Below are 230 nucleotides of genomic sequence, written 5' to 3' on the forward strand. Positions count from 1 at the left end.
TCGGTTTAGGGTACGGGCCGCCATGAAACTCGCTAGAGGCTTTTCTCGACAGCATAGGATCATCCACTTCACCACAATCGGCTCGGCATCAGGTCTCAGCCTTATGTGATCCGGATTTGCCTGGATCACGGCCTACACCCTTACCCCGGGACAACCACCGCCCGGGATGGACTACCTTCCTGCGTCACCCCATCACTCACCTACTAACCGCTTGGTTCAGCGGCTCCACC

General features: G+C 57.8%; 1 rRNA gene. It reads right to left on the reverse strand.

The features are described from left to right. Positions 1–230 (reverse strand): 23S ribosomal RNA (locus tag ADK65_RS08465); the annotation flags it as partial.

The organism is Streptomyces sp. NRRL B-1140, assembly GCF_001280065.1.
Taxonomy (GTDB): domain Bacteria; phylum Actinomycetota; class Actinomycetes; order Streptomycetales; family Streptomycetaceae; genus Streptomyces.